General features: G+C 66.5%; 26 protein-coding genes, 1 tRNA gene and 1 pseudogene. 13 read left to right on the plus strand and 15 right to left on the minus strand.

Going from position 1 to position 26,796, the window contains the following annotated elements:
- Positions 1–94: 94 nt before the first annotated feature.
- Positions 95–508: a F0F1 ATP synthase subunit epsilon gene (locus ASE61_RS24430; RefSeq protein WP_061971400.1), complete on the plus strand. Its 414-nt coding sequence runs from the start codon at positions 95–97 to the stop codon at positions 506–508.
- A gap of 142 nt (positions 509–650) precedes the next feature.
- Here the strand turns inward: ASE61_RS24430 and ASE61_RS24435 are convergent, their stop codons facing one another.
- Together ASE61_RS24435 and ASE61_RS24440 are read right to left on the minus strand one after the other, a co-directional pair.
- Positions 651–1,151 carry an RNA pyrophosphohydrolase gene (locus ASE61_RS24435; RefSeq protein WP_061971402.1) on the minus strand — a complete coding sequence of 167 codons (501 nt, stop codon included), beginning with the start codon at positions 1,149–1,151 and terminating at the stop codon, positions 651–653.
- 46 nt (positions 1,152–1,197) lie between these two features.
- The gene (locus ASE61_RS24440; RefSeq protein ID WP_061971404.1) at positions 1,198–1,503 is read right to left on the minus strand and encodes an ArsR/SmtB family transcription factor; all 306 of its coding nucleotides are present in this window, start codon (positions 1,501–1,503) and stop codon (positions 1,198–1,200) included.
- A gap of 93 nt (positions 1,504–1,596) precedes the next feature.
- Here ASE61_RS24440 and ASE61_RS24445 point away from each other — a divergent pair, with 93 nt between their 5' ends.
- From ASE61_RS24445 to ASE61_RS24455, 3 genes are all read left to right on the plus strand, one after another.
- Entirely contained in the window at positions 1,597–2,697 is a 1,101-nt protein-coding gene (locus tag ASE61_RS24445; RefSeq protein ID WP_061971405.1) for an NADH:flavin oxidoreductase/NADH oxidase, read from the plus strand.
- A 256-nt stretch (positions 2,698–2,953) separates the two neighbouring features.
- Positions 2,954–4,015, plus strand: coding sequence for an ABC transporter substrate-binding protein (locus tag ASE61_RS24450; protein WP_082617711.1), 1,062 nt, complete (start codon positions 2,954–2,956; stop codon positions 4,013–4,015).
- Between the two features lie 96 nt (positions 4,016–4,111).
- Positions 4,112–5,728: an AMP-binding protein gene (locus ASE61_RS24455; RefSeq protein WP_061971577.1), complete on the plus strand. Its 1,617-nt coding sequence runs from the start codon at positions 4,112–4,114 to the stop codon at positions 5,726–5,728.
- Here ASE61_RS24455 and ASE61_RS24460 read toward each other — a convergent pair.
- The 4 genes from ASE61_RS24460 to ASE61_RS24475 form a co-directional block, all read right to left on the minus strand.
- Positions 5,697–6,848, minus strand: coding sequence for a GNAT family N-acetyltransferase (locus ASE61_RS24460; protein WP_061971407.1), 1,152 nt, complete (start codon positions 6,846–6,848; stop codon positions 5,697–5,699). The genes ASE61_RS24455 and ASE61_RS24460 overlap by 32 nt on opposite strands.
- Positions 6,849–6,958: 110 nt before the next feature.
- Positions 6,959–8,056 carry a CobW family GTP-binding protein gene (locus ASE61_RS24465; protein ID WP_061971409.1) on the minus strand — a complete coding sequence of 366 codons (1,098 nt, stop codon included), beginning with the start codon at positions 8,054–8,056 and terminating at the stop codon, positions 6,959–6,961.
- A 14-nt stretch (positions 8,057–8,070) separates the two neighbouring features.
- A complete protein-coding gene (locus ASE61_RS24470; protein WP_274532902.1) occupies positions 8,071–8,982 on the minus strand; it encodes a DMT family transporter in 912 nt (303 codons plus the stop codon).
- Between the two features lie 7 nt (positions 8,983–8,989).
- Positions 8,990–10,552: a D-alanyl-D-alanine carboxypeptidase family protein gene (locus ASE61_RS24475; protein WP_061971412.1), complete on the minus strand. Its 1,563-nt coding sequence runs from the start codon at positions 10,550–10,552 to the stop codon at positions 8,990–8,992.
- 215 nt (positions 10,553–10,767) lie between these two features.
- Between ASE61_RS24475 and ASE61_RS24480 the strand changes: the two genes are divergently transcribed.
- The 3 genes from ASE61_RS24480 (at position 10,768) to ASE61_RS24490 (ending at position 14,263) form a co-directional block, all read left to right on the plus strand.
- On the plus strand, positions 10,768–11,673 hold the full coding sequence (locus tag ASE61_RS24480; protein ID WP_061971413.1) for an EamA family transporter: 906 nt from the start codon (positions 10,768–10,770) through the stop codon (positions 11,671–11,673).
- A 138-nt stretch (positions 11,674–11,811) separates the two neighbouring features.
- On the plus strand, positions 11,812–12,981 hold the full coding sequence (locus ASE61_RS24485; RefSeq protein ID WP_061971415.1) for an acetyl-CoA acetyltransferase: 1,170 nt from the start codon (positions 11,812–11,814) through the stop codon (positions 12,979–12,981).
- Positions 12,982–13,054: 73 nt separating this feature from the next.
- Positions 13,055–14,263 carry an MFS transporter gene (locus ASE61_RS24490; RefSeq protein ID WP_061971417.1) on the plus strand — a complete coding sequence of 403 codons (1,209 nt, stop codon included), beginning with the start codon at positions 13,055–13,057 and terminating at the stop codon, positions 14,261–14,263.
- 1 nt (position 14,264) lies between these two features.
- Here ASE61_RS24490 and ASE61_RS24495 read toward each other — a convergent pair whose 3' ends face one another.
- Positions 14,265–14,537 carry a BolA family protein gene (locus ASE61_RS24495; protein WP_061971418.1) on the minus strand — a complete coding sequence of 91 codons (273 nt, stop codon included), beginning with the start codon at positions 14,535–14,537 and terminating at the stop codon, positions 14,265–14,267.
- Positions 14,538–14,633: 96 nt separating this feature from the next.
- Here ASE61_RS24495 and ASE61_RS24500 point away from each other — a divergent pair, with 96 nt between their 5' ends.
- Complete coding sequence (locus ASE61_RS24500; RefSeq protein ID WP_061971420.1) at positions 14,634–15,251, plus strand: J domain-containing protein; 618 nt, start codon at positions 14,634–14,636, stop codon at positions 15,249–15,251.
- A gap of 12 nt (positions 15,252–15,263) precedes the next feature.
- On the opposite strand, the gene ASE61_RS24505 is transcribed toward ASE61_RS24500, so the two are convergent.
- The 5 genes from ASE61_RS24505 to ASE61_RS24525 all read right to left on the minus strand — a co-directional run bounded on the left by ASE61_RS24505 (position 15,264) and on the right by ASE61_RS24525 (position 20,333).
- Complete coding sequence (locus ASE61_RS24505; protein WP_061971422.1) at positions 15,264–17,252, minus strand: protein meaA; 1,989 nt, start codon at positions 17,250–17,252, stop codon at positions 15,264–15,266.
- A 164-nt stretch (positions 17,253–17,416) separates the two neighbouring features.
- Positions 17,417–18,334: a cell wall hydrolase gene (locus ASE61_RS24510; RefSeq protein ID WP_244493008.1), complete on the minus strand. Its 918-nt coding sequence runs from the start codon at positions 18,332–18,334 to the stop codon at positions 17,417–17,419.
- Between the two features lie 313 nt (positions 18,335–18,647).
- A complete protein-coding gene (locus ASE61_RS24515; RefSeq protein ID WP_061971423.1) occupies positions 18,648–19,130 on the minus strand; it encodes a DUF1178 family protein in 483 nt (160 codons plus the stop codon).
- 53 nt (positions 19,131–19,183) lie between these two features.
- On the minus strand, positions 19,184–19,441 hold the full coding sequence (gene grxC, locus ASE61_RS24520; protein WP_061971425.1) for a glutaredoxin 3: 258 nt from the start codon (positions 19,439–19,441) through the stop codon (positions 19,184–19,186).
- A gap of 28 nt (positions 19,442–19,469) precedes the next feature.
- Entirely contained in the window at positions 19,470–20,333 is an 864-nt protein-coding gene (locus tag ASE61_RS24525) for a ComF family protein (RefSeq protein ID WP_082617714.1), read from the minus strand.
- A gap of 295 nt (positions 20,334–20,628) precedes the next feature.
- On the opposite strand from ASE61_RS24525, the gene ASE61_RS24530 reads away from it, so the two are divergent.
- Positions 20,629–20,704, plus strand: a tRNA-Glu gene (locus ASE61_RS24530).
- An 84-nt stretch (positions 20,705–20,788) separates the two neighbouring features.
- Positions 20,789–21,352 (plus strand): DUF6538 domain-containing protein, encoded by a 564-nt coding sequence (locus ASE61_RS24535; RefSeq protein ID WP_061971427.1) that lies wholly within the window; start codon positions 20,789–20,791, stop codon positions 21,350–21,352.
- A gap of 20 nt (positions 21,353–21,372) precedes the next feature.
- Here ASE61_RS24535 and ASE61_RS24540 read toward each other — a convergent pair whose 3' ends face one another.
- A complete protein-coding gene (locus ASE61_RS24540; RefSeq protein ID WP_061971429.1) occupies positions 21,373–22,047 on the minus strand; it encodes a hypothetical protein in 675 nt (224 codons plus the stop codon).
- 259 nt (positions 22,048–22,306) lie between these two features.
- On the opposite strand from ASE61_RS24540, the gene ASE61_RS24545 reads away from it, so the two are divergent.
- From ASE61_RS24545 to ASE61_RS24555, 3 genes are all read left to right on the plus strand, one after another.
- The gene (locus ASE61_RS24545; protein ID WP_061971430.1) at positions 22,307–22,903 is read left to right on the plus strand and encodes a TetR/AcrR family transcriptional regulator; all 597 of its coding nucleotides are present in this window, start codon (positions 22,307–22,309) and stop codon (positions 22,901–22,903) included.
- A gap of 729 nt (positions 22,904–23,632) precedes the next feature.
- Positions 23,633–24,256, plus strand: a complete 624-nt coding sequence (locus ASE61_RS26715) for a glycosyltransferase (RefSeq protein ID WP_156407218.1) — start codon at positions 23,633–23,635, stop codon at positions 24,254–24,256.
- A gap of 70 nt (positions 24,257–24,326) precedes the next feature.
- Complete coding sequence (locus ASE61_RS24555) at positions 24,327–24,806, plus strand: c-type cytochrome (RefSeq protein ID WP_061971434.1); 480 nt, start codon at positions 24,327–24,329, stop codon at positions 24,804–24,806.
- Between the two features lie 191 nt (positions 24,807–24,997).
- On the opposite strand, the pseudogene ASE61_RS27310 reads toward ASE61_RS24555, so the two are convergent.
- Positions 24,998–25,621 (minus strand): annotated as a pseudogene (locus tag ASE61_RS27310) (tyrosine-type recombinase/integrase).
- Between the two features lie 209 nt (positions 25,622–25,830).
- Complete coding sequence (locus tag ASE61_RS24565; protein WP_061971435.1) at positions 25,831–26,730, minus strand: FCD domain-containing protein; 900 nt, start codon at positions 26,728–26,730, stop codon at positions 25,831–25,833.
- Between the last annotated feature and the right edge of the window lie 66 nt (positions 26,731–26,796).

Consider the following 26,796-nt stretch of genomic DNA (forward strand, 5'->3'; position numbering starts at 1 on the left):
GCGGCTGCTGCTGCCCGGAACCATGCCGGGCATAGGTTGTTGACAGATCTGGCAAGTCCCGCGGCCGGGATGAGGTCGGAGGAAAAGACAGGCGATGGCCACCTTCAAGTTCGAACTCGTCTCGCCGGAGCGCATCCTGTTCTCGGGTGAGGTCGTCAGTGTCATCGTCCCGTCGACCGAGGGCGAGATGACCGTGCTTGCCGGGCATGCGCCGCTGGTGGCAACGCTCAAGGCCGGCATCGTCTTCGTCCAGACGACGGACCAGAACGGCAAGGAATTCTTCGTCAATGGCGGCCTCGCCGAGGTCAATCAGGAAACGATGACCATCCTGGCCGAGCAGGGCAAGTTCCTCGAGGATGTCGATAGCGCCGTGCTCGACGCCGAGATCCTGACCGCCGAGACCCGCCTTGCCGGTTCGCATAACGACGATGAGAAGAAGCGCCTGCGGGAGGCGCTCGTGCAGTTGCGCGAATTCAAGCATGTCTTCGAGCAGCGCAAGGCGGCGTGATCCGCCCTTCAGCTTTGAAATTCGGAAGGGCCGCGCAAGCGGCCCTTTCTCGTTGGCGAAGAGGCGCTCTATTCTGCCTGAGATTCCCGGGTCTGCGCTTCGCTCCGCCCGAGAATGGACGCGCATTCTACGCGGACGCGTCCTAGGCTCCAGCCGCTGCGAAGCCCGCAAACGCCTGCGCCACCTTCTCGTAGACCGGCCGCTTGAACGGCACGACCAGTCCGGGCATCTCGGCGAGCCGGCGCCAGCGCCATTCACTGAATTCCGGCGGCTCGTCGCCATTGGGCTTGCCGATATCCATCGTGCTTTCGCTGCCGGTGAAGCGGAAGGCGACCCAGCGCTGGCGCTGGCCGCGGAAGGCCACGAGCTTGTGCCAGGGGCCGCCATAGGGCGGGAAGTCGTAGCTCCACCACTCCTCGGTCACCGCGAGCAGCTCGGCCTGCGTGACGCCGGTCTCCTCCTCCAGCTCGCGACGCGCAGCGGCGACGATGTCCTCGTCGGGATCGATGCCGCCTTGCGGCATCTGCCAGTCGAAGCCGGGCAGGACGATCTCGGGTCCGGCGCTGTGCGAGCGGCCGACGAAGACCAGACCCTGCGCATTGAACAGGGCGATGCCAACATTGGGGCGATAGGGGAGGCTCATCGGGCGAGCATAGGGCGGTGCCGGGCGAAGCGGAACCGGCGGCAGGTCAATTGTCGGTCTTGGGAACGACGCAGGCGAGCAGGCCGGGGAAGCGCTGCTCGATATCGTCGCGACGCAGGGCGTTCATCCGGCTCACGCCCTTGTTGCGGGTGCGGATCAGGCCGGCCTCGCGCAGGACGCGGAAATGATGCGAGACGCTCGATTTCGGCCGGTCGCCCTCCAGAGCTTGGCAGCTCTGCTCACCTTCCACTGCCAGCCGGCGCACGACTTCGAGCCGAAACGGGTCGCTCAAGGCATGGAAGACGTCTTCGAGCGCGATCTCTTCGGAGGCGGGCAGGCGGGCGTGTCGCATGGCCGGCAGCCTATCACAGGGTTTTGAACTTGCCAAAATTCGAAAAATATCGAACTATCGAAACATAGAAACCCACCTGCGTGGAGCCGCATCATGCCTGGCCTGTTCGATCCCTTCAGCCTGAAGGACGTCACCCTCCGCAACCGCATCATCGCCTCGCCGATGTGCCAGTACATGGCACAGGACGGCGTCGCCAACGAATGGCACCGGGCGCATCTCGCCGGGCTCGCGCGTGGTGGCGCCGGCCTCGTGGTGATCGAAGCGACCGGCGTCTCGCCGGAAGGCCGGATCACGCCTGGCTGCCTCGGCCTGTGGAATGACGGGCAGGCGGAGGCGCTGGCGCCGATCGTCGCGGAGATGCGCAAGGCCGGCGCGGTCGCCGGCATCCAGATCGGCCATGCCGGGCGCAAGGCCAGCGCCAACCTGCCCTGGGAAGGCGACGACCATATCCCGGCCAATGACGCGCGCGGCTGGGAGACGATCGCGCCCTCGGCGGTCGCACAGGGCGGCGGGCTGCCACGTGTACCCCGCGCGATGACCACGGCCGATATCGAGCGCGTACGCAGCGATTTCGTCGCCGCGGCCGAGCGGGCCCGCGACATCGGCATCCAGTGGCTGAAGCTGCATTTCGCCCATGGCTATCTCGCGCAGAGCTTCCTCTCGACCCATGCCAACAAGCGCGAGGACGCCTATGGCGGCAGCTTCGAGAATCGCAGCCGTTTCCTGATCGAGACGCTGGCCGCCGTGCGCAAGGTCTGGCCGGAGAACCGGCCGCTCTCCGTCCGGCTCGGCGTGATCGAATATGATGGGCGCGACGAGGAGACGCTCGCCGAGGCGATCGAGCTGGTGAAACGCCTGAAGGGCGAAGGGCTCGATTTCATCGATGTCAGCGTCGGTTTCTCGACCAATGAAGCGAAGATTCCGTGGGGACCGGCCTTCCTGGCGCCGGTCGCCGAGCGGGTGCGGCGCGAGACCGGCCTGCCCGCCTCGACGAGCTGGTACATCAGCAAGCCCGAGCAGGCCGACGCGCTGGTGCGCGAGGGCAAGGTCGACCTGGTGACGCTGGGCCGGCCGCTGCTGGCCGATCCGCATTGGCCTTATGCGGCGGCGCAGGCGCTCGGTGTCGAGAACCCGGCTTGGGCGACCCTGCCGGCACCCTATGCGCATTGGCTGGCGCGCTATCGCGCCGCCTGAGGCGTTCCATTCGAAACGAGATGTGATGAGAGAGGGGCCTTGCGGCTCCTCTTTTCATGTGTGGTGCGGCGTTGCTCGCTCGACGCGCGGGAGATGCTCGCCTCTGCGGTGATAAATGCGGCCTGGGACTACCGATAATGCGTTTTTGCCAGGGAACTTCTTCGGTGTTGACGCCATTTCAACATCTTATGATGTCAACAAGACTGGACGCACGGATAGGCCGTGCCCCAACCAGCATGGCGCCCGGAGGCCAGACATGCCGATCGCTTCGCCCTCTCGCTCCCCTGTCCTGTGCCGGCGCGGTTTCGGGCAGCTGGCGGTCGGGGCCGTGGCGGCCTGCTTCGCCGGAGGCCGACTGGCCCATGCGCAGGGTAACACCGCTATCCGCTTCGCGCTGGACCGCCGGTTCGATGCGCTGACGGCGCCGTTCCTGGCGGCACAGGACAAGGGCTATTTCGGCACCGAAGGGCTCGATGTCGTGATCGAGTCGGGCAATGGCGCACGCGCCATGCTGCAGCGCCTGGCCGCCGGCACGCAGGATGCAGGCTTCGGCGATATCAACGCGCTGATCCGCTTCCGCGACGAGAACCCGAGCGCCGATCTCAAGGCGGTGATGATCATCCATGATCGGCCGGGCTACGCCGTGATCGGCCGCAAGAGCCGGGGGATCACGACCGCCCCGACGAGCCTCGAAGGCCGCAAGCTCGGCACGGCCAGCATCGATGCCAGCTTCGCGCAATGGCCGATCTTCAAGAGCCTCAACAAAATCGACGACAGCAAGATCCGGGTCGAGACCATCGGCCTGCCGGTGCGTGAGCCGATGCTGGCTTCCGGTGAGATCGATGCCCTCTTCGCCTTCGGTCCCTCGACCGCCGTCTCGTTGAAGGCGCGCGGCGTGCCCGGCGAGGATATCGTGCTGATGGACATGGCCGATCACGGCCTGCTGCTCTACGGCAGTGCGGTGATCGTTTCCGGCAAGTTCGCCGCGGCCAAGCCGGATGCCGTGCGCGGGCTCGTGCGTGCCGTCATGCGCGGCGTCCGCGATACCGTGGTCAATCCCGGTGCTGGCGCGCAATCCGTCCTGCGCCGCAACGAGAGCGCCCAGGCCGACGTGGAGCGCGACAAGCTCGCCGCCGTGATCGAGCGCAACATCCTGACCCCGTATGTCCGCGCGCATGGTCTGGGTGGGATCGACCGCGAGCGCTGGGCACAGGCGCTGGACCAGCTCGTCCTGGCGGGGAGCTTCCGTGACAAGGCGCGGGCAGGCGATGCGTTTACCGACGCCTATCTGCCTCCTGCCGGCGAACGCATGTTCTGAGCGCATCATTACGCTGGGAGATGGTACGCAAGACGCGGGTGACAGCCGGGAGCGGCCTGCCTATCGTGCCGCGCCTCCCACCGGACGTTTATTTTGATCCTGCCAGACCTGACCGATTACGCTGCGTTGCGCGAGCGCTTCCACTGGCGCATTCCGGAACGCTACAACATCGCCGTCGACGTCTGCGACCGCTGGGCCGCCGCAGAGCCTGACCGTCCGGCCATCATCGAGGTGTCGCAGGACTGGCAGGTGAGTCCGGTCAGCTTCGGCTGGCTGCGCGAGCATTCCAACCGGTTGGCCAATGCGCTGCGGGTGCGCGGCGTCGGTCGTGGCGACCGTATCGCCATCCTGCTGCCGCAGGGGCGAGCGGTGCTGACGGCGCATCTCGCCGCCTACAAGCTCGGCGCCATCGCTGTGCCCCTGGCGGCGCTGTTCGGCGTCGATGCGCTCGCCTATCGCCTGACCGACTCGGCTGCGAAGGTCGTGGTAACCAATGCCGCCGGGCTGGCGAAGCTCGGCCAGATCGCTCAGCCGCTGCCGGAGCTCGGCTTACGCATTTCCACCGACGGTGCCGATGGCGCGGTCGAAGGCTGGGACGCGCTGCTGGCGGAAGGCAGCCCGGATTTCACGGCCGTCGAGACGACGCCGGACGACCCGGCGCTGATGATCTACACCTCGGGTACGACAGGCAATCCGAAAGGCGCGCTGCATGGCCACCGCGTCCTGCCCGGCCATCTGCCGGGCGTGCAGATGCCCCATGAATTCATGCCGCAGCCGGGCGATCTCGCCTGGACGCCGGCCGACTGGGCCTGGGCCGGCGGCCTGCTCAACATGCTGCTGCCGGCACTGCATTTCGGCGTCGCGGTCGTGGCGCGGCCGGTGACGCGCTTCGAGCCGGAGGAGGCCTATCGGCTGATCCAGGATCTCGGCATCCGCAACGCCTTCGTACCGCCGACCGCGCTCCGGATGATGCGCGGCACGGGCAGCCCGCAGGGGCGCTGGCGCCTGAACCTGCGCACGGTCGCCGCGGCTGGCGAGGCGCTCGGCGCCGAGACGCTGGAATGGGGACGCGAGGCGCTCGGCCTCACCATCAACGAGGCCTATGGCCAGACCGAGTGCAATCTCGTGCTCGCCTCCAGCGCCGCGCTCGGCGTCAGCCGCCCGGGCGCGATCGGCAAGGCAGTGCCCGGCCATGAGGTCGCGATCATCCGGCCGGACGGGACGGTCTGCGCGCCTGGCGAGGAAGGCCAGATCGCGGTGCGCCGGCCGGACCCGGTGATGTTCTTGGAATATTGGCGCAACTCCGAGCCGACGGCGGCGAAGTTCGTCGGCGACTGGATGACGACCGGCGACGAGGGCGTGCAGGACGAGGATGGCTATGTCCGCTTCATCGGCCGCGACGACGACGTCATCACCTCCTCGGGCTATCGCATCGGGCCGGGCGAGATCGAGGATTGCCTGCTGCGGCATCCGGCGGTGGCGCTGGCGGCGGCGGTCGGCAAGCCCGATCCGCTGCGGACCGAGATCGTCAAGGCCTTCGTCGTGTTGAAGCCCGATTATCGCGGCTCGAAAGCCCTGGTCTCGGAGTTGCAGAATTTCGTGCGGGCGCGGCTTTCGGCGCATGAATACCCGCGGGAGATCGCCTTCCGCGACGAGCTGCCGCTGACGACGACGGGCAAGATCATCCGTCGACTGCTGCGGGCCGAGGCCTGAACAGAGCGCGTCCGATCTTTTCGCGCATGCGGGCAGCGAGGTCGGCCGGCCGGCGCGCGGGCTGCTGGCGGCGCCAGGTGAGGCTGATCGTGCCAAAGGCCTCGTTGCGGGCGCCGAAGAGCGGCAGGCCGCCGGGCAGCAGGATCTGCCGCGAGGGCTGCGCCTTGCGCATCATGGCGAGCAGCATCGGCAGAGGCTCCAGCGCTGCGAAGGCTTCGTCGCCGACGCCGTGATAGAGCCAGCAGGAGGCGCCCTTTCCAAGCGTGAGCGCCGCGGCGATCGGCCTGTCGTCCAGCACCAGAACGGCGATCCGGCAGAGCCTCTGCCGGCCGAGATCGCGGCTCATGCTGCGGAGGAAACCGACCTCGCGGGTGTCCTGCAGCGTCGCTTTGCCGGCCCGGCCGCGCGAGCCCGAGGCCTCGATCGCCAGCAGAATCTCGACAGCGTCACGCCGGTCCACCTGGTTCGTGGCTTCGGCAAGGATCAGGCGGCCCTTGTCCCGCAAGATCTCGTCGGAGGCGGCGATGCGGGCGGTGGGTGGTAGCTCGAGCCTGCGGCCGATGAGCGGCTGCCAACCGACCGTCACACCGTGGCCGCCAGCGACGCGCGCGAGCGCGGTGGCGAAGGCGCCCGCGGGATCGATGCCTGAGAGGGAGAACGCCCCTGTGGCATGGCTGCGGCCGCGCCAGTCACGCAGGAAAGCGGCCAGAGCAGGCGCGGCGAAGCTGCGGTCGAGCAGCGGCGTGCCGTTCAGCAGGCGCGGATCGGCGAAGCCTTCCAGCGTATCGGACGCGAAGACATGGCGCTGCGTCCGGCAGGGAATGAGCCCAACGAGACGGCGCTGCGCCGAGCCCGGGCCGCCCTGCCAGAGCAGCATCAGCTCGACGTTGCGGAAGGAGATGAGATGCTGGGCGGCTGCAAGCGCGAAGCCCGGTTCGAGGCAGGGATTGGCTTCAAGGGCGCGGCTTGCGAGGTCGGCCCATTCGTGGCGGATGCTCTCGCAGGCGGCGAGCGCGCGCAGCTCGCTGTAGACCGCCGCATCCGGATGGGGAAGCGGCGGGTATGGCCGGGCTGCGGCTGCGGTGCCGTCGGTCGCTGCCAGAGCCGTGATCGTGCTCATCTGCCCGTACCCTCGCTGGATCGTTCCGGCGCGTTGCTGTGCCGGAATGGCAAGGCACGCGGGCGCGCCTCATCCGTCAGGGGTTTGGGTTCAAGAAACGGGCCGACAGGTCAGGCGGGCTGCGGCTGCGCGGATGCCTGACCAAGGAAGGCGGACCAGAGCTTGCGCACGGTGTCCTCCTCGACGTCCTTGACGATCAGGACGAGGCGGGAGCGGTGATCCGCATCCGGCCAGGCATCGAGCTGGATCGGCGGATGCAGGATCTGCTGGACGGCATGGACGAGCAGGGGGCGGCCGGGCTCGCCGGCGATGTCCACCAGCCCCTTCAAGCGCAGCAGGCGCGGGCCGTGGATCGAGCGCAGCAGAGTCCAGAACAGGTCGAAGGTCGTGCGGGCGACGGGTTGCTCCGCGGTCAGGACGAAGGCGCGGATCGAGGCGTCGTGGCGGTTGACGTCATGCGGGGCCTGACGATCGCCATGGTCGTGCCCATGATGGTGGTGATCGTGGTCGTGATGATGGTGGTGGCCGGGCAATGCGTCTTCGGCCAGCCAGTGGCGCAGGGCATGGGGCTGTTGCGCGAGATCGTAGAGGCCGGCGCGGATCAGGTCGGTGGCGGGGGCGTCCGGCCGCAGGATGGCGATGCCTGGATTGAGCCCGTCGAGACGCTCGCGCAGGACGACCAGGCTCCCCGATGCGGCGAGCTCGGTCTTGGTCAGGACGAGCCGGTCGGCGGCGACGACCTGGCGCCGCGCCTCCTCATGGGTGTCCAGCGTCGCGATGCCGTTGACCGCATCGACCAGCGTGACGACGCCGTCGAGCCGGAAGCGCATCGCGAGATAGGGGTGGTTGATCAGGACATTCAGGATCGGCGCGGGGTCGGCGAGGCCGGTCGTCTCGATGACGAGGCGCGAGAAGGGCGCGATGCGGCCGTTGTCGCGCCCGCGCAGCAGGTCCTCCAGCGTGACGATGAGATCGTCGCGGATGGTGCAGCAGAGGCAGCCGGATTCGAGGAGGATCATGTTCTCCTCGATGCCCTCGATCATCAGGTGATCGAGGCCGATCTCGCCGAATTCGTTGACGAGCACGAGCGTGCCGGCGAGCGCCGGGTCCTTCAGCAGGCGGTTCAGCAGCGTGGTCTTGCCGGCGCCGAGGAAGCCGGTCAGCAGGGTGAGCGGAACGGGGAGGGGGCGGGCAGGGTCGCCGGTCATGAATCGCTGAGCCTTTAGGCAGGCACGGTGCTCCGCCTCGTTTGTTCTAATATTACATTAGTGGCGATGGCGGCGATGACAAGGGCGCAGCCGGCATATTGCAGCGGGCCCAGCCGCTCAGTGAGGACGAAGGCGGCGATGATGACGGCGAAGACCGGCTCGGCGCAGAAGGCCAGCCCGGCCGGGCCCGGCGCGATGCGGGCGAGCGCCAGGATCTGGAACAGGAAGCCGACGACATAGCCGCCATAGGTGATGGCGACGGCGATCGGCGCGAGCAGGAAGGTCTGTGGCGGCAGGAAGCGGCCGGTCGCCAGCAGCACAAGCGCCGCGACCGGCAGGATGACGACATGCGACCAGAACAGTTTGGGCAGGGTCGGCGTTTCCGCGCAGCGGGCAGCGGCGAAGAACTGCGCGGCCGCACTGAGGCTCGCCAGCATCGCGAGCGCCAGGCCGCGCGGATCGAGCCCATGCAGGTCAGGTCCGACGACGAGGGCGATGCCGAGAAAGGCTGCGAGGGCGACCGCTAGCCTGTCGGCGCGGAAGGGGGCAGGGGTCAGAACCGGCTCGGCCAGGACGATCAGGATCGGAAAGGTGTAGAACACCACCGCCGCGACCGAGACGGGCACGAAGGCGACCGATGAGAGATAGGCGATGCCGACCAGCGCCGTCGCCAGGCCGAAAAGCAGCACGGGCTGCCGCTCGCCGCGCCGCAGGGCCAGCGATCCGCGCCAGAAGAAGGCGGCTCCGCCGACGAGGACGAGCATCAGGAAAACGCGGTAGAAGACGAGGAGCGGGCCGCTCAGGCCCGCTTGGCCGGCGATCTGGGCACTGACGATATTCGTGCCGAAGGCAGCGGCCGAAGCCATCGCCAGGACGAATCCCCGGCGTTCGCTGGTTTGGTCCCGGTCAGGGCTGCCTGGGTTCAATCAGGCCTCAGGCGTCGTTGCCGGGCTTGGCCTTGGCTCCGGCTGCGGGCTTGGCCGCCGGCGGCTTTGCGGCAGCCTGGGAAGGCTTGGGCTTGGCCGGCAAGGTGCGGGCCGGCGGGGTCTTGAGCGGCTGGGCCTTTGCCGGCTGGGTCTTGGCGGCCTGCGCCTTGCGCGGGGCGGGCTTGATGCCGGCGGCCGCGCCGGGGCGCAGGCTCGCGGCATTGGCGGCGCCGGGCCGGACGGCGCCCTGGAGGCGCAGCGGGCCGCCTTCGAAGGCATCGGTCGAGGGCTGGACCGGCGCGCTTGCGGGCGCGAAGGCGGTTGTGCCGCGCGGGATCGCGCCGTTGCTCGAAGCGGTGCGACGGGTCGGGGGAATGGCGAGGCCGGCGGCGACCGGAGCATCCGGCTCGATCGTCGGGGTACCGCGGGCGACGCGCGAGCTCGGCTGCGCCGTGGCATTGGCGGCGAGCGGGGCGGAAGCGGAGCCCGGCGAGCGGCCGAAGGAGACCTGGATCGGGGAGACCTGGGCGCGCGGGCCCAGCGTGATGCGTCCGCGCGAGGAACGGCTCGCGACCGGTGCGGCCGACTGGGCGGAGAGCGCCGTCGCAAAGCGCCCGCCATCGGCTTCGTTGCCGCTATTGGCGGTGGCCATGGCCGAGATCGGGCCGGAGAGATCGGCATCGTCGGCGAGCGCGGCCCCGCCGCCGCGATGGCGCACATCGTCGCAGATATTGGGCGCGCGGGTGCCGCTCGGCGGCATCGAGGCGACGCTGTAGCCGGTGCCGCCCCAGGAGGCGAAGCCCGCATCGAGAAGCTGGGCTGCCTGCACCGTCCGCTCGGCGCCGGAAAGCGAGCCCAGGACGATGGCGATCAAGGTGCGTCCGCCGCGGCTCGCCGTTGCGACCACGTTGAAGCCGGAGGCGCAGGTGAAGCCGGTCTTCATGCCGCTGATGCCGGAATAGCGCCCGACCAGCCCGTTGGTGTTGTGCATCACCTGCTTGCCGAGCTGCACGGCCGAGGTGCCCCAGTAATCGGAATAATCAGAGAAATCATGCATCAGCGCCATGGCGAGCACGGCGAGGTCGCGGGCGCTGGTCTGCTGGTCCGGATTGTCCCAGCCATTGGGGTTGACGAAGCGGGTATCGCGCATGCCGAGGCGCTGCGCTTCCGCGTTCATCATGGCGACGAAGCTCGGAACGTCGCCGCCGACGCCCTCGGCCACGACATAGGCGATGTCGTTGGCCGATTTCACCATCATGATGCGCAAAGCGTTGTCGAGCGTGATCTCCGACCCCGGTTTTGCATAGACCTTCACGCGCGGCTGGCTGGCGGCGAGCTTCGAGACCGGGATAGCGGTCTCCAGGCTCAAACGCCCTTCCCGCACCGCCTTCAGCGCGAGATAGATCGTCATCATCTTGGTCGTGGAGGCCGGACGCCAGGCCTGGTTCGCATTCTCGCTCGACAGCACAGCACCGCTTGAGGCGTCGATGACGATGCTGGTTCCGGCATAGGCCGGCCCCGTCAGGACGGCTCCGAGGGCGAGGGCGGCTGCGAGGCGGGAAGCGATCATCGGGCGGGTCTGAACCTGTCTTGCTCGGAGCGGTCTTGCGGATAGCTTGGCCAGTGACGACGGCGCACGGTTCAACGCGATGCATGCGGCAATTTCGAGACAGCCGCCACAATCGCCCGCCCGTGAATGCATACCTACCCCTTGCGCAGCGATTTGCCTAGCTGCGGCGGGCGGTCCACAAGCGACGCCTCCTTCGCTTTTCTAGGGCTTGTCGCGTGGCTTTCGGCCTTCTCTGGATACCGGCGACCATCATCGCCTCGCTCTTGCAGACCGCGCGCAACCTGGCGCAGCGCTCGCTCACCGAAACCATCGGCGTCGTCGGGGCGACGCAGGTCCGCTTCCTGTTCGGCCTGCCCTTCGCGATGCTGTTCCTGGCGCTCGCCTGCCTCGGTCTGCAGCGATTGCCCCCGGAGATCGGCATGGCCTCGTTCGGCTATACGCTCTGGGGGGCGCTGACGCAGATCGCCGCCACCGCGCTGATGCTGGCAGCGATGCGCGAGCGCTCCTTCGCGGTGACGACGGCCTATACCAAGACCGAGCCGGTGCAGGTCGCGCTGTTCGGTGCGGCGCTGCTCGGCGATGCGCTGACACCGATGAAGTTCCTGGCGATCGCGATCGCGACGGCCGGCGTGATCGTGGTGTCGTGGAAGCCCGGCGAGAAACTGACGCGCGCAGGCCTGCGGCCGGCGGTGCTCGGCATCGTCTCCGGGGCCTTCTTCGCGCTCTCGGCGATCGGCTTCCGCGGCGGCATCCAGGCGCTGCCCGAGGGCGAGTTCCTGATTCGGGCCTCGACCATCCTCGTGCTCGGCCTCGGGCTCCAGACCCTGCTGCTGGTCGCCTATATGCTGGTCGCCGACCGGCAGGCGTTGATCCTCAGCCTGAAGAGCTGGCGCCGCTCGCTTTCGGCCGGCTTCCTCGGCGCGGCCGCCTCACAGTTCTGGTTCATCGGCTTTTCGCTGACGACGGCGGCCAATGTCCGGACACTGGCTTTGATCGAGGTGCCGCTGGCGCAGATCGCCTCGCGCAAACTGTTCGCGGAGGGGACGAGCCGGCGCGAAATCCTGGGCATGGCGATGATTGTCGGCGGGGTCGGGCTGCTGCTGTCTCTGGCGTTGCGATGAACGGACGGGGCCGCTAGTGCTGGAGGCAGATGCCCTGCCAGCCGATCCGTGCACGGCCACCATGCGCGGATACCGGCTTGCCCGATGGCACAGGGCTGCCAAGATAACGTGTAGCTGCACAGTAAGGGAGATTTCGCCATGAGCGCTGCAATCGTCGGCTGGGCCCATACACCGTTCGGCAAGCAGGATGCCGAGACCGTCGAGAGCCTGATCGTGCGGGTGGCGACCGAGGCTTTGGTCGATGCCGGCATCACGGCCGACGAGGTCGACGAGATCGTGCTCGGCCATTACAACGCCGGCTTCTCGGCCCAGGATTTCACCGCATCGCTGGTCTTGCAGGCCGATCCTGCCCTGCGCTTCAAGCCGACGACGCGCGTCGAGAACGCCTGCGCGACCGGCTCTGCTGCGGTGCACCAGGGCGTGCGCGCGATCCGGGCCGGTGACGCCAAGGTCGTGCTCGTCGTCGGCGTCGAGCAGATGACCAAGACGCCCGGCCCCGAGATCGGCAAGAACCTGCTGAAGGCCTCCTACCTGCCGGAGGATAGCGAGGTGCAGGGCGGCTTCGCCGGCGTCTTCGGCAAGATCGCAGCGGCCTATTTCCAGCGCCATGGCGACCAGTCCGACGCGCTCGCGATGATCGCGGCAAAGAACCACAAGAACGGCGTCGCGAACCCCTATGCGCAGATGCGCAAGGACCTCGGCTATGCCTTCTGCCGCGAGGAGAGCGAGAAGAACCCCTATGTCGCCGGGCCGCTGAAGCGCACCGACTGCTCGCTGGTCTCGGACGGCGCCGCTGCGCTGGTGCTAGCCGATGAGGAGACCGCGCTCAGGATGCGCCGCGCCGTCGGCTTCCGCGGCATGGCCCATGTCCAGGACTTCCTGCCGATGTCGAAGCGCGACATCCTGAAATTCGAGGGCGGCGCGCTCGCCTGGAAGCAGGCGCTGGCCAAGGCCGGCGTGACGCTCGACGATCTCTCCTTCGTCGAGACGCATGACTGCTTCACCGTCGCCGAGCTGATCGAATACGAGGCGATGGGCCTGACCAAGGAAGGCGATGGCGCCCGCGCGATCAAGGAAGGCTGGACCCAGAAGGACGGCAAGCTGCCGGTCAACGTGTCCGGCGGCCTCAAAGCCAAGGGCCACCCGATCGGCGCGACCGGCGTCTCCATGCATGTGCTTTCCGCCATGCAGCTCACCGGGGAGGCGCCGGAGGGCATGCAGCTCAGCGAGCCGCGCCTCGGCGGCATCTTCAACATGGGCGGGGCTGCGGTCGCCAACTACGTCTCCGTGCTCGAACGGATCAAGTGAGGCCGGCTTCCAGGCCAGGACGAGCCCGGAAAGAAGGCTTGCGGCACAGTCCGCCGGATGAAGGCGGATTGTCGTGACGAGCTTCTTGGTCCTGCTGCTGGCCTATATCCTGAGCCAGTTCTTCCGCTCGTTCCTGGCGGTGATCTCCGGGGACCTGACGCGAGACCTCGGCCTCGACCAGGGCCAGCTCGGCAGCCTGCAGGCCGCCTGGCTGATCGCCTTCGCGCTCACGCAATTCCCGGTCGGTTATGCACTCGACCGGATCGGCCCGCGGCGGACGCTGGCAGGGTTTCTGCTGGTCGCCTTCGCCGGGACGGTGATCTTCGGCCTGTCGCGCGGCTATCTCTCCGCCCTGACGGCGCTCGCGCTGATCGGGATCGGCTGCGCGCCGATCCTGATGTCCGGCTTCTATCTGGCTGCGCGGCTCTATTCGCCCCGGCATTTCGCCACGATGTCATCCTTCCTGATCGGGTTCGGCTGCATCGGCGATCCGCTGAGCGGCGCGCCGCTCGCCTATTTCCTGGCGGCCTATGGTTGGCGCGCGACGGTGTTCGGCCTTGCCGGAATCGTGGCGCTGACGGCCCTGCTCGTGGTGCTGCTGCTGAAGGACCCGCCGCCGCTGCCTGGCGCCGCGCAACAGCATGTCTCGCTGCTGGGCGGGATCAAGCAGATCGTGGTGAAACGGCCGCTCTGGCTGATCTTCCCCTTCACCTTCGTGAGCTATGGCGTGACGATCTCGATCCGGGGCTTGTGGATCGCGCCCTATCTCCAGACGGTGCACGGCTTCGACCTCGCTGCCACGAGCTATGCTGCGATGACCATGGGCGGCTTTATCGCGGCGGGTGCGCTCCTGGTGCTGCCGCTCTATCGGCGGATCGGCGCCAAGCCCACGGTCATCGCCTGTGCGGTGACCGTCGCCCTTGCGTGTTTCTCGCTGGCTCTGTGGGGCGAGGCATCGTCGCGCCTTGCGGTCGGCCTGCTCCTCGTCATCGGCCTGTTCGGCGTCACCTATGCCGTGGTGATGGCGCATGCGCGCGCCTTCATGTCGCCCCAGGAGATCGGCCGCGGCGTCACCTTCATGAATTTCGTCTTCATGGGTGGGGCGGGCGTGATGCAGTGGCTCTCGGGACGCCTGGTGAACGCTCTCGACGGGCGCGGCTACGATGCGCAGGCGACCTTTGGCTGGCTGTTCGTCTTCATGGGCGCGATGCTCGCCGTGACGCTGGCCATCTATATCGCCGCACCGGCGGAGCCCAAGGCCGTCGTCCCTGCGGCAACCTAGCTCAGCCTTCGCCCGGAGCCTTCGCCGCGATCGCCAGGGCGTGCACACGGTCGGCCAGTTCCTGCGCCAGGGCCGCGTTGACGAGGCGGTGGCGTTCGAGCCGGCTCTTGCCAGCGAAGGCCTCCGATACGATATCGACCCTGAAATGAGTCTCGCCGCCCTCGCGCCAACCGCCATGGCCCTGATGCTGGTGCGATTCGTCGATCACCCTGAGCGCCTGTGGCGCAAAGGCCGCGGTCAGCTTTTGCGTGATTCTTTCGCTGATTGAGGTCATGATCGCGCCACCGTTACCATGATTGTTCTGTCGGTTCGGCGATGTGCTGCATCGCACTTGCCGGCCCTAGCCCTTGCGTCTCATAACCCGTCGACGATGAACATCAACTCTCGCCTTTTCGACAGCATCAGGATCGGAGCTTCCGAGGCGGAAGCGCCCGTAGAAAGCGATGCTCCGCGTTGCAGCCATCCGGGCTGCGCCCGCACGGGCGAGTTCCGGGCGCCGAAGGGCCGCGGCCGTGAAGGCCAGTTCTTCCTGTTCTGCATGGAGCATGTGAAGGCCTATAACGCGACCTACAATTATTTCGCGGGCATGGATGACGATGCGCTCGCTGCTTACGCCAAGCAGGAGGAGATCGGCCATCGGCCGACCTGGAAGCTCGGCGTCAACTCCAAGGCGGCGCGGATGTCGCAGCGCGGGCGCAAGGCCAACGGTGAGGCCGCCGCCGACATGCACGATGCCTTCAACCTGTTCGGCGCCCGGAACAAGCAGCAGGCGGCCCAGCCGGAATCGCGCGTCGGCATCGTGGCGCGCAAGGCGCTGGATACGCTCGGCCTCGACGACACCGCCGATTCCGCCGCGATCAAGGCGCGCTACAAGGAACTGGTGAAGCGCTTCCACCCGGATGCCAATGGCGGGGATCGCTCGCGCGAGGGCACGCTTCAGGAGATCCTGAAGGCTTACCAGCAGCTGAAGAGCGTGGGGATGGTCTGAGCGGGATGAGGCTCACCTTTGTTTCGTCGCCAGCCCCGCGACATCGGCGATGATGCCGTCCAGCGCGAAATCCTTGGGCGTATAGACCCGCGCCACGCCCATGTTGCGCAAGGCGTTCTCGTCGTCGGGCGGAATGATGCCGCCGACCACGACCGGCACGTCCATCCCGGCGACGCGTAGACGCGCCGTGACGTCGCGGACCAATGGCAGATGCGAGCCCGAGAGAATCGAGAGCCCGATGATGTCGGCCTGCTGCTCGCGGGCCTCGCTGACGATCTCCTCCGGCGTCTGGCGGATGCCGCCATAGCTGACGCTCATCCCGGCATCGCGGGCGCGCACGGCGATCTGCTCGGCGCCGTTGGAATGGCCATCGAGGCCGGGCTTGCCGACGAGGAAGCGCGGCGCGCGGCCGAGACGCTCGGTCGCCTTCTCCACGGCAGCCCTGGCCGTGGCGAGGCCGGTCGCGTCGCCCAGTTTCTTGGTGTCCACGCCGGTGGGTGCGCGGTACTCGCCAAAAATCTCGCGCAGGGTCTGCGCCCATTCGCCGGTGGTGACGCCGGCCTTGGCGCAAGCGATCGAGGCCGGCATGACGTTGCGGTTTTCGCGGGCGCTGGCCGCAAGCTCGGCCAAGGCCGCCTCTGTCGCCTTCGTGTCGCGGGCCGAACGCCAGGCCTTCAGCCGCGCGATCGCCTCGGTCTCGACCGAATCCGGCACGGTGACGACCGCGCCGTCGCCGGCCGAGAGCGGGGAGGGCTCGCTGTTGGTGAACTTGTTGACGCCAACGACGACCTGCTCACCGCGCTCGATCGCCTCGATGCGGCGCGCGCCATTCTCGACCAGCGCCATCTTCATGTAGCCGCTCTCGACGGCGGCGAGCGCGCCGCCCATGTCGTCGATCTTGGCCAGTTCCTCCAGCGCGGCGGTCTTGAGCGCGGCCACCTTGGCATCGACCACGGTCGAGCCGTCGAAGATGTCGCCGAATTCGAGCAGGTCGGTCTCATAGGCCAGCACCTGCTGCATGCGCAGCGACCATTGCTGGTCGAACGGGCGGGGAAGCCCGAGCGCCTCGTTCCAGGCGGGGAGCTGCACGGCTCGCGCGCGCGCCTTCTTCGACAGCGTCACGGCCAGCATCTCGATCAGGATGCGATAGACGTTGTTCTCGGGCTGCGGCTCGGTCAGCCCCAGCGAATTGACCTGCACGCCATAGCGGAAGCGGCGCATCGCCTCATCGGCGATGCCATAGCGGCCGAGCGTGATCTCGTCCCAGAGCTCGACGAAAGCCCGCATCTTGCAGAGCTCGGTGACGAAGCGCATTCCGGCATTCACGAAGAAGGAGATGCGGCCGACCGTTCCGGGGAATTCTTCCGCTGAGACCTCCGGGCGGGCGCGGATTGAATCAAGCAGGGCGATGGCCGTCGCCAGCGCGAAGGACAGTTCCTGCACCGGCGAGGCCCCAGCCTCCTGCAGGTGATAGGAGCAGACATTGGTCGGGTTCCATTTCGGCAGCTCAGTTGCCGTGAAGACGACGATGTCGGTGGTGAGCTGCATCGAAGGGCGCGGCGGGAAGACATAAGTGCCGCGTGAGAGGTACTCCTTCACGAGGTCGTTCTGGGTCGTGCCCTGCAGCAGCTTGCGGTCGGCGCCCTGCTCGTCGGCGACGGCGATATAGAGCGAGAGCAGCCAGGCCGCCGTCGCGTTGATCGTCATCGAGGTGTTCATCTGCGCCAGCGGGATCTGGTCGAACAGGGCCCGCATATCGCCGAGATGCGTGATCGGCACGCCGACCTTGCCGACCTCGCCGCGCGCCAGCACGTGATCCGGGTCGTAGCCAGTCTGCGTCGGCAGGTCGAAGGCAACGGAGAGGCCGGTCTGGCCCTTGGCGAGATTGCCGCGATAGAGCTTGTTGGATTCGGCCGCGTCGGAATGACCGGCATAGGTCCGGAAGATCCACGGCTTGTCGCGCTGGGCCGATTCCCGGCCGCCTTGGTCCGTCGCGGTCATGGCGTCTCCCCTTATTGCAGAGCAATCTGAATGTTGCACTGCGGCGAAGATAACGCCAGAGCTGAGGCTGTGTCCCCTGCGACGTTAGGCTGACGGCGCCTCGGGCCGCTCGCGCGGTTCCTCAGGATAAGGATTGTTAGGGGCAGCAGCAGGCTTGCGCGCGATTACCGCGAGGACAGGCTGCCCCTGATATCCGCCGTCCGCAGCAGCGCGACGCGGCGGTCGTCCTTCGGCGGGGCCACGAAGGCACGCAAGGGCGCCTTGGGCAGGTCGAGATCGAGCGGCCGGCCGGGCGGCAGCGGCGCGTTCTTGATCAGCGTCACCATCGGGCTTTCGAGCGCGGGCAGCTTCGGCGCGGGGGCCTCCGGTGCGAAGGCGAGCGGGGCCGAGGCGAAGGAGGTCGCTGTGGTGGCCGAAGAAGACGCCGTCGTGAGCGGGATCGCGGTGGTGGAGGCCGAGGCGAGCTGGATCGTCGGTTCCTCGATGCGACGGCGCTCGGGGCGCTCGCCCTTGACGTAGAAGGCGTTGCCGCCGGCCACGGTCACGTAATGCATGTTCTTGTAGCCGAAGCGCAGGCCGGCCATGTGGAAGTGCTTGGCCGCGCCGACCGCATCGTTGCGGCGGCCGTTGAGGATGTCCTCGGCGATAGCCTCGACCTTAGGCAGGACGTTGTCCGTCATCGGCCGGGTCAGGACGCCGGCGGCGAACTGGCGCGGCGCTCCGACCACGCCGCAGATCGTCTCGGGGTATTTGGCCGATTCGACCCGGTTCATCACGACCGTGCCGACGCCGAGCAGGCCGGACTCGCTCGACCGGTTCGATTCGAAATACATCGCGCGGACGAGGCATTCCTTCTCGCGCGGATTGGCCTTGGCCAGCGCCACCGCATGCCTGCGCGCCTTGGCGGGCTCCTTCACTGCGGGAGCCGCGGCTGCGGAGGTTGCGGCCGTCTCGACCGGGGACATGCTGCAGGCGCCGAGAGCAGGAGCCGCCAGCGCAATCAGAAGCGGGATCGCCTTGCTGCCATGCCGGGATTTCTCACCGGAACGAAGACCATGCGCAGCGATCGCGGTCCGCTTCATGCGGCAACCTCCTGAATTCCGGACCCGTGATCGCCGAGGGCGGCAAACCGGTATTGCCGGCAAGGAACCGCGAATTCCTTAACAGAAAGTTAATCCGGGACGGAAGGGGGGAAGCCGCACAGATAGCCTTCGAGCGCCTCCCGACGGAAGGTGCTTGGCTGATAGACCCTTGTTACCCAACGAAAAAATTCGTGATCTCGCGTCGAAAATTTTCGTTCGGATCGTCTCACAAACCTTGCCGAAATCGTAATTCCGGCAGCGGTGAAAATCGCTGTGAGCGCGGTTTCGTGATTAGAAACGCCCGAGGAGCGCTTCAGTTCCCCGAGCCCGGCAGGCGCGGCAATGGCAGGAAATCGACGCCCTCCTCATGCAGCATCCGGGCATCGTCCGGCGTCGCCTCGCCAAAGATGGCGCGCTCTTCCGCTTCCCCGTGATGGATCTTCAGCGCCTCGTCGGCGAAGCGCTTGCCGACATGCTCGGCGTTCTCGCTGACATGCCGGTGCAGTGCCGTCACCATCTCGCGGAAGGCCTGCTCCTTCTCGCTCATCAGCGCGACCGGGGCAGGCGCCGACGTCGCTGCTGCCGGGGCGGGAGTCTCCGCTACCGGCCCCGTCGCCTTCGGGCCGAGATCGGTGCGGGCGACATTGGGCGCCATGATCGCGCGCTCGATCTTCGCGCTGTTGCAGACCGGGCAGGTGACGAAGCCGCGCTTCGTCTGGTCCTCGAAGCTGGCCGAGGAGGCGAACCAGCTCTCGAATTCGTGGGCGCTGTCGCAGATGAGGGCGTAACGGATCATGTCGTCATAGATGGTGGCGGGAGGCCGCCAAGGCAACCGGTCTGCCGGCGGCGTCAGGCCGCCAGAAGCTTGTCGAGTTCGCCGCGGGCGTCGAGCGCATGGATATCGTCGGAACCGCCGACATGCTGCTCGCCGATGAAGATCTGCGGCACCGAGGTGCGCCCGCCGGCGCGCACCGTCATGGCCTGGCGCAATTCCGGCTTGCCGTCGACGTCGACCTCGGTGAAGGCCACCCCCTTCCGCGTCAGCAGCGCCTTGGCCGCATGGCAATAGGGGCACCAGGGCGTGGTGTAGATCGTGACCGGCGGCATGAGGACGTGTCTCTTGTTGCGATGCCCCTCATGTAGTGCCTTCCCGGCCATCCGTCACGACCCGTGCGAAAGTCAGCACATCGACGGCGCTCGCGCCGGCCCGCAGCAGGGCGCGCGAGGCGGCATTGACCGTCGCGCTGGTGGTCAGCACGTCGTCGACCAGCAGGGCGCGCCGGCCTTCGACAAGCCCGCGCATCGCTGCCGGTATGTGGAAAGCACCTTGCAGATTGTTGGCGCGCTGGACGCGCGTCAGCCCGACCTGCTGCCGGGTGCGTCTGATCCGGGTCAATGCCGTCGTGGCGAGCGGCAGCCCGGCCTCGCGGGCAACCACCTGTGCCAGGGCTGCGGCCTGGTTGAATCGCCGGCGCCAGAGCCGGGTCCGGTGGAGCGGCACCGGCAGGATCAGATCGGCATCGCCGATGAGCTCGCGACCGGCTTGCGCCATCATCCGGCCGAGCGTCAGCGAGAGCTCGACGCGGTCGCCGTATTTCAGGCGATGGACCAGTTCGCGCGCCGTGCCATCGAAGCGGCAGACGGCGCGCGCGCGGGCGAAGACGGGCGGATCGGCGATCGCAGCCGGCGAGAGCAGGCCGGCGCCGAGATCGACGGGAAACGGCGTGCCCAGCCGCTCGCAATAGGGCCGCTCGATGAAGCCGACGCCGCGCCAGCACGCCGGGCACAGCGCCTGTGCTTCTCCCGTGGCGGCCCGGCAGGCGATGCAGGTCGGCGGGTAGACGATGCCGAGCAGGCCGTGCAGGCCCGTCCGAAGGGCGAGACGCGCGCGCTTCGCGGAATCGCGCAGTGCCCCGTTCGCCGATCGCGTGTGCCCGGTCACAAGCGCCTCGTCGGCGGTCGCCTCGCGAACCGGGGTTTCGATCTGCCACTCCGCCATGGGCGTGCCGCCATCCGACCGTCGAAGCCGGCCGGCTCATGCCGGCCGGGATCGCCGCAGCATCAGGCTTCCTGCGCGGGAGGGCAACTGCGGACGACGACGGGGTTATCGGAAAACGCGGTTCTTCGGATGGTCCAGGCCGGCTGGCATCGCCGGATCACCCCGTGCCAGTCGACGACCTGTACGGCTTTCCGCAGGGCACCGGGCGGTCCGGGCATCTTTAATGAGCGGACGATGCAAAAAGCTGTTGCGGTGGCGCGGCTGTCCGACTACACAGGCGCCCTCGGCCAGCGCTGCTCCCTTCGTCTAGCGGTCTAGGACGTCGCCCTCTCACGGCGAAAACAGGGGTTCGAGTCCCCTAGGGAGCGCCATTCGCCGCCTAAGCCCTTGAAGGGCTTAAACTCTCGAAAAACCAACGGTTTACTCCGGCCGGCCTGTCATACATTTTGGCATGCATGAGCAGAGAAATCGTGCCCAGAGCGTCGTACCTGATCGCCCGCAACGGCAGGTTCTATTTCGATATGCGCGTGCCCGTGGATGTGGCCGCCGCGTTCGGTTCCAAGACCATTCGGTTCAGCCTGCGCACCAAAGAACGCTCCAAGGCGCTCCGCCTGATGGGCAAGCACCTCGACCATTATATGGAGCGGTTTGACGAGTTGCGTCGCACGGGCAAGGCGGAACAGGCCCTCGCCGAAAAGATCGTCCGCAAGGACATAGCCAAGTTGGGTCGGGCCGAACTGGAACGGCTGGTGACAGATTATTACCGGGATGTGCTGCGGCCCGCCGCTATTACTCGGCCAGTCGACGATGAAGACCGCGACGACCTTGTTGCGGGTTGGAGTGACACCCTCTCTCATGTGACGGACCGCCGCGACGAAGAGGGCAATGAGCGGGTGCAAAGCACCGCCGATCATATCTTGCTCAAATCCGGGTGGCCGAGCATTCGAACCAAAGTCGGCGTCATCAAGCGGATTCTCCCCACCGTCGATGTAGACCGAACGCGAGGCCGTGCAGGCTGAGGGCAGTGCCGCGCTGGCATTCACCCTGCCAGCATGAAATCTGCCAGGCTGTAACAGTGACTGGCCTGGTAGGCGTTCCGCCCCCGGTTCATGTGCATCAAATTGAAAGTCCGAATGGCGCATAGGATCCGCGGCATTTCAAGGAAACGACGGATCGAGGCGCAGCCCAGGACATTAACGCCGAACATGTCCGGGCCATGTGGGAAGAAATAGCTGATATCCTCCGGCGCCGTGACGCAGCTCTCGAGAAAGGCCTCATCCAGATGGCTGCATGCGAGCGAACGGTCCGTGGTGAAATCCGAGAGGCGCATCAGGCAGCGCGCACGGATACCTTCTTCGGCCGCATAGAGCGTGAAAAGTTCCATCCAGCTCGCGTTGACGCGGACAAGCGGCTTGTCGGACGTCGAAGGCAGGCAGGAAACCGACCAGTAGTGACGTTCGCTCCTGCGCGGGATGGGGATGCAGTTCCGGCCATAGAGGCCGAGAAGCGCCAGGACGTCCTGTGCCTGCGGGCGGCGAAGCAGCTTTTCAAACCGGGGGATGTACTTGAACCGCAGCTCCAGGGACTCGGAGCGCTCGTCGGCGTCGGGCAAGCCAGCCGTGCCCTCGATCCAGGCGCGCTGCTGTTCAGGATCCAGAAACTGACGCAGGCCGGTCGTGCCGCGTCGAGGAACCGCGCTTACGCCACGTGCCATGTGAGATCCATCTGAGCCCGGCGTTCCGAAGGGCTCATCATGGATCGGTTTCTGGTCAGGACATGTCCGCAGCCGAGCATCGCACGAGCCTGCAGGAGGCCGCCTGCCGACCCGGTGGAGATCGGGATGCTTGCCGCGGACTGCAAGCTCGTTCCCCGAGGTGTCGCTGTTCGAAGAGATGCCGCCGGCTTCATCGACGGATGCATTGACGCATTTCTATTTAATGTTACAGTCAGTAACTCTAAATTGGAATTCATCAATGTCGCCCCGTGCTTATCGTCAGGTCGCACGCGCCCATGCCGTGCAAGACACCGAGCAACAAATCGTGGACGCTCTCAGGCACCTCCTGAGCGAGCGCTGGTTTGAGGACATCACGCTCGACGATATCGCCAGGGCGGCCAACACGACCCGACAGACCGTGATCAGGCGATTCGGCGACAAGGCTGGCGTGCTGAGCGCGATGGCCGATGGGCTTGATGCGGAGATCAGGACCAGGCGCTGGCACAACCCCGGAAAGACCGTCGCTGCGATCATCACGGTCCTGGTGCAGGACTATGAACAGGCGGGCGACATCGTTGTCCGCACGCTCAGCCAGGAGGCGCGCATTCCCGAGTTCGGCGCGATCCTCGCGCGCGGCCGCAATAGTCACCGCGCGTGGATCGAGGAGATGTTCGCGGCTTGGCTCGACAAGCTGCCTCCCTCGGCGAAAGCCGACCGTCTCGCACAGCTGCTGGCGCTGACGGATGTGTGGGTGTGGCATCTGCTGCGCCGCAACCAAAACCATACGGCCGGCGAGACCGGCCGGCTGATGATCGAGGCAGTGGAACGGCTGCTCCACGAGGGCGCGGTTCGTTAGATTTCCGGTTCAGGTGCAGGAACTCCGACATGACACAGCTGTCGAGCCCACAGACGCCTCTGCGCATTCTGGTGACGGGATGGGAAGGCGGTGGCAACGTGCCGCCCTTCATCGCCGCCTTGCGAGGCCTCGCGGCCCGCGGCCATGACGTTCGCCTGATCGCCGATGATTCCATGAGAGCCGAGGCGATTGCGGCCGGAGCACGCTTCCAGCCCTGGACCCGTGCTCCCAACCGACCGGATCGAAGCGCCGCCAGCTGTTTCGTGCGCGATCGGGATATCGCGGACCCGATCGCTGCGTTTCGGCAATGGTGCGATCGGATCTTCGTGGCACCAGCACGGGACTATGCGCTCGATATTCTGGATGCGCTGGCCGCGGAGCCCGCGGAGCTGATGATCGGCTCGGATCTGCTCTTCGGCGGCATGTTAGCCGCGGAAGTCTCCCGGACCCCTCTTGTGCTGCTCGCGGCCAACATCTCCCTGTCGCCATTGCCCGGCCACCCGCCGTTCGGGCCGGGTTTCCAGCCCGCTGGAAACCCGGCCCGAACAGGCGCGCGATGCGGAAGCCGCAGCCGTCGGCGAGGCGCTCTGGAACCAGGCGCTGCCAGCCCTCAATGCCGCCCGCGCCCATTTCGGCCTCGCCCCGCTCGCACGCGTCCTCGATCAGGCTGCCCGCGCCGGGCGCTGCCTGCTCGCGACCAGCCCCAGCTTCGACTTTCCCGTCGCGCGGATGCCGGAGCATATCCGCTATGTCGGCCCCCTCCTGGAGGAGCCGAGCTGGGCGGTCACTTCCGGGCACCACGCAATCGGCATCGACACGCGCCCGAGAGCGCTGGTTTCCTTCAGCACCACGCATCAGGGGCAGGACAAAGTCTTGCGCCGTATCGTTGCTGCGCTCGGCCAACTCCCGGTTAGCGCCGTGCTGACGCTCGGCAAGGCATTGGAGCAGTTCGCAATCGAAGCACCGGACAATGTCCGCATCCTCGACAGCGCGTCGCATGAGGCGATCCTGCCATCGACGCAGGTCGTCGTGACCCATGGCGGACACGGCACGGTCCTGCGCGCGCTGCGTCATGGCGTTCCCCTGGTCGTGATACCGATGGGACGCGACCAGAACGATAATGCCGCCCGCGTGGAATATCATCGGGTCGGCATTCGCTTGGCCCCGACAGCGAGCCCGTCCGAAATCGCAAGCGCGGTTCAAGATGTCCTCGCCGAAGCCAGCTTCGCGGAGCAGGCCAGGCGAATGGCCGGCCTGCTCGCGGCCGAAGACTCCAGCGTTAATCGCCTAATCGCAGAGATCGAAGCCTTCGCCGCCGGGCATCAAGCCGATAAGCCGGGCCAGGCGGCCTGATCGCCTGCGACTTCCGGACGGTTCCATCGCCGGAAGCATGCAGACTTGCCACCCTCCAAGGAGAAGCGAGATGTATCGCCTTGCCTTTGCCACTGTCATCGCCCTGACAAGTCTTCCAGCCATTGGCCACGCCGATGTGACGCGGGGCGAGTACCTGGCCGCGATCATGGACTGCGGCGGCTGCCACACACCCGGCCAAATGCTCGGCAAACCCGACCATTCCCGCTTCATCGCCGGAGGCGACGTCGGCTTCCAGATCCCCAATGTCGGTATCTTCTACCCGCCGAACCTGACGCCAGATCCGGAGACGGGACTGGGCAAATGGTCGAAGGCAGACATCATCAAGGCGGTAACCAAAGGCGAGCGACCGGACGGCCGGGTTCTGGCACCGGTCATGCCTTGGCACTCGTACGGCAGGCTCAACCCGCAGGACGCCGACTCGCTGGCAAGCTATCTGAAGTCGCTGAAGCCGATCTCCAACAAGGTGCCGGCGATCACCCCTCCACAGGACAAGCCGGCCAGCCCTTACTTGACGGTCATCTCTCCATAAAAGCCGTCCGCCGAACTTGAGCTCGAAGTGCTTGTTGCTGACTGGTGCATCGCATTGCGCCACAAGCGGACTCTGCCTCCTTGCCTGGAAGCAGACGTAGCGGGTGGCCGGCCCAATTTCCTGACCCGACCCTCTGTTGCCCTTGGCCGAGTGGTGTAAAATGGCACGGCGGGTACCCGCCGTGCCACGCGTCATAGGTCCGTTTGCTCCGAAAGGAGAAGCGCATCGTCAACCTCGATGCCGAGGTAGCGTACAGTGCTTTCCAGTTTCGTATGGCCTAGAAGGAGCCGACAAGCGCGTAGGTTTCCGGTGCGCTTATAGATTACGCGACCTTCGTTCGGCGGAGACTGTGGGTTCAATAGAGCGCGGGACCCAGTCCAATCAGCGCCACCCAGTTATCAAGAAGACGGCCGTATTGGCGCGTTGTGATGTGGTCACCCGGCCGGCTGCGGCTCGGGAAGAGTCAACCCTCTTCGCGAGGCTCTCCTTCCGAGCCTCGCCGTGAGTGCTTCGCGGGCAGAGTCTGTTAGCTCAAAGGGAACCGGCCGCCCGGTCCTCTATTGAACGATCGCCGTTCGTAGCCGGACCGTGCCCCCAAGCACGACATCGCCGACACGAAGGCGAACGAGGTCGCACCCTCGCAGCTTGCTGTCGATTGCGAGATTGAACATGGCGAGATCACGAACACGCCCGTCGTGCTGGAGGCAGGTCCGGATAGCCCAGATATGCCTCGGCTTCAGAGGTGGCTTCGGTCCGATGATGCGCCCGAGGTTCCACGGCTGATGAGGCAACTGGCTCTGCGCTTGGATATCCATGGCAGATCCCCCATTTGGGATGCCGCATCCGGGACTATTTTATCAAAATACTTCGCGAGACTCAGTGCTCGCTTCCTGCCGAGGCGTGCCAGTAAGCGGAAGTCGGCTGGTCGCCGGGTAGCGGACATTCCTCAGGTGCAAAAAACCACCTGCGCACGAATGCCGAACAACGAAGATGCGCCTCCCATCGGCGCAGGCCGATGCAGAAGCTATCCGATCTGATCTCCGCCACCGCTCCAGCGAAGATGGTGCTTCATGAGCTCCGCGGCATCGGAATGCTGTCCAGCCTCTAGCAGATCGAGCAGCTGTAGGTGCTCCCGAGCATGTTTTTCCACCTGCAGATCAGTTATGAAGCTGTATGCGAAAAGGCGACGGAGTCGGTTGAGGCGCTTTAATGTCTCCAGCAGCACCGCGTTCCCGGAACACTCGGCAATGGCCTCATGCACCTCGCAGCCGAAGCGAAAAAGCTCGGGAGGGGTGAAACGGCCTGGGTCTTCCAGCAGGCGCTGCTGGTGCTCTCGCACGGATGCCATCAGATCAGTACGCCATTGGAACGCGGGCTCGAGGATACCTCCCGGCTCGATCATCATGCGCAACCTGCCGGTTTCGGCGTAGGATCGCGCGCTGTTGAGCGTCTGGGTGAAGCGCCATCCGTAGCCACGCGAACGCTCGATCCAACCTTCGGATGCGATCCGATCCAGCAAACGTAAAACCGCCGCACGCTTCATCTCGTAGCGTCGCATGAGTTCGGCTTCGCTGACGACGTCCGGAAGCGCGCCGTTCAGACGATCCCGTGCAATTCTCAAATAGTGGGCTTCACTCTCGTCGTCCGCGCTCCCCAGCGCTTCGAGCGCAGTCGCGGTGTCGAGCTCGTCAACCAAGACGAAGCCCTTGTTCGGAACAGCTTCAGCAATCCCCTTGGCGACCAGGATCTGCATCGCGCTCTGAACCGGTCCGCGAGAGACACCGAGGCGATTGGCGAACCGGTGAGGGAAAAGCCGCTCGCCACGGCGGAGGTTGTCGCTTCGCGCGATCTGAATGATTTGTCCGACCAGTTCCAGCGTCTTCGGCGAAACGTTCAAATCTGCGCCCATATCGTGCTCGCCCAAGCCAATATCGCCTCTGATATCACATCGTGACGTCTCATTGACAAATGATCATCGTTTTGTCATTTT

This window comes from Allobosea sp. Root670 (assembly GCF_001429415.1).
In the GTDB taxonomy this organism is placed as follows: Bacteria; Pseudomonadota; Alphaproteobacteria; order Rhizobiales; family Beijerinckiaceae; genus Allobosea; species Allobosea robiniae.

What these genes read in the sequence shown, in the direction of transcription:
- ASE61_RS24430 (WP_061971400.1), top strand. Translation starts at nt 95, where the DNA reads ATGGCCACCTTCAAGTTCGAACTCGTCTCGCCGGAGCGCATCCTGTTC.
- ASE61_RS24435 (WP_061971402.1), bottom strand. Translation starts at nt 1,151, where the DNA reads ATGAGCCTCCCCTATCGCCCCAATGTTGGCATCGCCCTGTTCAATGCG.
- ASE61_RS24440 (WP_061971404.1), bottom strand. Translation starts at nt 1,503, where the DNA reads ATGCGACACGCCCGCCTGCCCGCCTCCGAAGAGATCGCGCTCGAAGAC.
- ASE61_RS24445 (WP_061971405.1), top strand. Translation starts at nt 1,597, where the DNA reads ATGCCTGGCCTGTTCGATCCCTTCAGCCTGAAGGACGTCACCCTCCGC.
- ASE61_RS24450 (WP_082617711.1), top strand. Translation starts at nt 2,954, where the DNA reads ATGCCGATCGCTTCGCCCTCTCGCTCCCCTGTCCTGTGCCGGCGCGGT.
- ASE61_RS24460 (WP_061971407.1), bottom strand. Translation starts at nt 6,848, where the DNA reads ATGAGCACGATCACGGCTCTGGCAGCGACCGACGGCACCGCAGCCGCA.
- ASE61_RS24465 (WP_061971409.1), bottom strand. Translation starts at nt 8,056, where the DNA reads ATGACCGGCGACCCTGCCCGCCCCCTCCCCGTTCCGCTCACCCTGCTG.
- ASE61_RS24475 (WP_061971412.1), bottom strand. Translation starts at nt 10,552, where the DNA reads ATGATCGCTTCCCGCCTCGCAGCCGCCCTCGCCCTCGGAGCCGTCCTG.
- ASE61_RS24485 (WP_061971415.1), top strand. Translation starts at nt 11,812, where the DNA reads ATGAGCGCTGCAATCGTCGGCTGGGCCCATACACCGTTCGGCAAGCAG.
- ASE61_RS24495 (WP_061971418.1), bottom strand. Translation starts at nt 14,537, where the DNA reads ATGACCTCAATCAGCGAAAGAATCACGCAAAAGCTGACCGCGGCCTTT.
- ASE61_RS24500 (WP_061971420.1), top strand. Translation starts at nt 14,634, where the DNA reads ATGAACATCAACTCTCGCCTTTTCGACAGCATCAGGATCGGAGCTTCC.
- ASE61_RS24505 (WP_061971422.1), bottom strand. Translation starts at nt 17,252, where the DNA reads ATGACCGCGACGGACCAAGGCGGCCGGGAATCGGCCCAGCGCGACAAG.
- ASE61_RS24510 (WP_244493008.1), bottom strand. Translation starts at nt 18,334, where the DNA reads ATGAAGCGGACCGCGATCGCTGCGCATGGTCTTCGTTCCGGTGAGAAA.
- ASE61_RS24515 (WP_061971423.1), bottom strand. Translation starts at nt 19,130, where the DNA reads ATGATCCGTTACGCCCTCATCTGCGACAGCGCCCACGAATTCGAGAGC.
- grxC (WP_061971425.1), bottom strand. Translation starts at nt 19,441, where the DNA reads ATGCCGCCGGTCACGATCTACACCACGCCCTGGTGCCCCTATTGCCAT.
- ASE61_RS24525 (WP_082617714.1), bottom strand. Translation starts at nt 20,333, where the DNA reads ATGGCGGAGTGGCAGATCGAAACCCCGGTTCGCGAGGCGACCGCCGAC.
- ASE61_RS24535 (WP_061971427.1), top strand. Translation starts at nt 20,789, where the DNA reads ATGAGCAGAGAAATCGTGCCCAGAGCGTCGTACCTGATCGCCCGCAAC.
- ASE61_RS24540 (WP_061971429.1), bottom strand. Translation starts at nt 22,047, where the DNA reads ATGGCACGTGGCGTAAGCGCGGTTCCTCGACGCGGCACGACCGGCCTG.
- ASE61_RS24545 (WP_061971430.1), top strand. Translation starts at nt 22,307, where the DNA reads ATGTCGCCCCGTGCTTATCGTCAGGTCGCACGCGCCCATGCCGTGCAA.
- ASE61_RS26715 (WP_156407218.1), top strand. Translation starts at nt 23,633, where the DNA reads ATGCCGGAGCATATCCGCTATGTCGGCCCCCTCCTGGAGGAGCCGAGC.
- ASE61_RS24555 (WP_061971434.1), top strand. Translation starts at nt 24,327, where the DNA reads ATGTATCGCCTTGCCTTTGCCACTGTCATCGCCCTGACAAGTCTTCCA.